This is a genomic window from Streptococcus sanguinis (assembly GCF_020729765.1).
Taxonomy (GTDB): domain Bacteria; phylum Bacillota; class Bacilli; order Lactobacillales; family Streptococcaceae; genus Streptococcus; species Streptococcus sanguinis_Q.
Genome location: NZ_JAJEPD010000027.1, coordinates 1 through 1787 on the forward strand (window position 1 = coordinate 1; position 1787 = coordinate 1787).

A 1787-nucleotide genomic window follows, 5' to 3' on the forward strand; every position below is an offset into this window, starting at 1 on the left:
TATTTGGATAAAAAGAAATTAGAAATTTTGTATTTGGAAGGGGAAAATGCTCTGGAAAACACTTTAAAGATAAAAAAGAAAATTAGAGATGAGTTTTCCCGGTCTCCTTTTCAAAGCTGTCTACACACACCGGCTAATTTTAATGAATACCAGCATAATATAGATATTATTAATGGTATAGAAAGTAATAAATATTATCCATCAAAGGTTCCTCCTCAGTTTATTCCTTTGGAAGAACTGGGTTATAGTGTAGAATTTTTGATTAATACTGCGGATTTGCTTTGGAACATTCTAAATAAGGGCAGAGAGTCGCTGTTTAAGATTCATGAATCTCTGATAAGCAAAAAAGCATTTTCATTGATATTAACTAATTGCAATCATCCTCATTATAACATTAGTATTGAATATGTTGTTGCTTCTATTTTATTAGTAAATCCTTCATTAGAATTGACTACAGTATATATATCGACTATGGTAGCGATTATGAAAGGCGAGGCAGTTTTATTTACATCAGATGATTTAGTTTATCTAGAAGATACTTGTTCAAAATTGCTGTCTAAATTGATTATTTGTAAAGTAGTAGTGTCAGAGTGATTGTGTTTTTAAATTATTAGTTTGTAATTTAGATTCCTATCTTGGGGAGGATTTATCAATTGGAAATAGAAAACGGTATTTTTTTGTATCAGAATACAAAATATAAACATTGTTTGGGTTGTCTTCAGATTTTTTTATCAACAGAGACTGTGGAGGATTTTAAAAGAATATCGAAACTTGAATTTGCGCTAAGTAAAATATTGTATGCAAAAGGTTATGAAATTATAGGGTTATATTTAAAAATTCAATCTGATGGGAGTTCAATGCTTCAGGTCCATTCATATGAGGTAGATGCTATACGCTATCTTAATATACCTTTGGATGACTATCAGCTATACGAAGAAATATACTTTAAATATAAGAACAATGCAACGATTGAACAGATTGAGACCTTTAACGATGATTTGGTGAATAGTCTAAAAAAAGAAATGAAGGTTTATTAAGTTAGAATGAAATATGGTGATATTTTAGAAGTTAATGATATAACAGAACTTCCAATGGTAGATTCAGAATCAAAATTTTTTGTCTGTATCGGTGGTGAGAAGAACTATCAGTGCTTTTTTGAATCTAAAAAGTTATCGCGAGGGCAATTTTTAGAAAAGTATGATTCTCAATTAGATTCGTCGATATCTATTTTGTATCAAGATGATGATGTAATAATAAGACAGGATGTCCAGTTTGCGATACCTGGTTTTTATATAATTGCTACAAAGAATGCAGTACGGAGGATAAAAGATCTCGATATAGTTGTAGTTGAAAAGTGCTATAAATTAGCACACATCATAAAAACGGAATTACTAAAAGATGTGGAAGTGCAGTCGGTATTTATTGGATATGATGAGCATTATGAAAAACCTTCCTCAACACATTTTTGGCTTCTCCCCATTTATAGAGAAAAAAAAATAGATTACAATATTTCAGTTCAGGATAAAGAATTTTGGAATTATTTTGGATATAGTTATAAATTTCAAGAATCTAAACAACGAATTTATACACTAAATGATAAAATTAGAGAAGTCTTAAAAAGGTGGGGAGATTATTGAGCCTTGCAGAAACTATCATTGCTCTGGATTTATCTGAAGCAACAAAGCTTTCCTTTAAATCTGATAAATTTGATTTCAACTTAAATAAAGGGATTATAGATTTTGAAAGAAAATTTCGATTTTTTTGCTTTAAAGGTATTGATTATATTG

At 29.5% G+C, this 1787-nt stretch carries 3 protein-coding genes; all 3 read left to right on the plus strand.

Translation table 11 applies throughout. The features are described from left to right. Nucleotides 1-594: hypothetical protein (locus K4H96_RS04140; protein WP_227956363.1), on the plus strand; the 594-nt coding region annotated here is incomplete at its 5' end. A gap of 59 nt (nucleotides 595-653) precedes the next feature. Continuing rightward, nucleotides 654-1037, plus strand: a complete 384-nt coding sequence (locus K4H96_RS04145; protein ID WP_223337346.1) for a hypothetical protein — start codon at nucleotides 654-656, stop codon at nucleotides 1035-1037. A gap of 6 nt (nucleotides 1038-1043) precedes the next feature. Beyond that, nucleotides 1044-1637 carry a hypothetical protein gene (locus tag K4H96_RS04150; RefSeq protein ID WP_223337347.1) on the plus strand — a complete coding sequence of 198 codons (594 nt, stop codon included), beginning with the start codon at nucleotides 1044-1046 and terminating at the stop codon, nucleotides 1635-1637. The last annotated feature ends 150 nt before the right edge of the window (nucleotides 1638-1787 follow it).

Bases quoted from the DNA above. Each gene is read 5' to 3' on its own strand.
- K4H96_RS04150 (WP_223337347.1), top strand. From the start codon at position 1,044: ATGAAATATGGTGATATTTTAGAAGTTAATGATATAACAGAACTTCCA.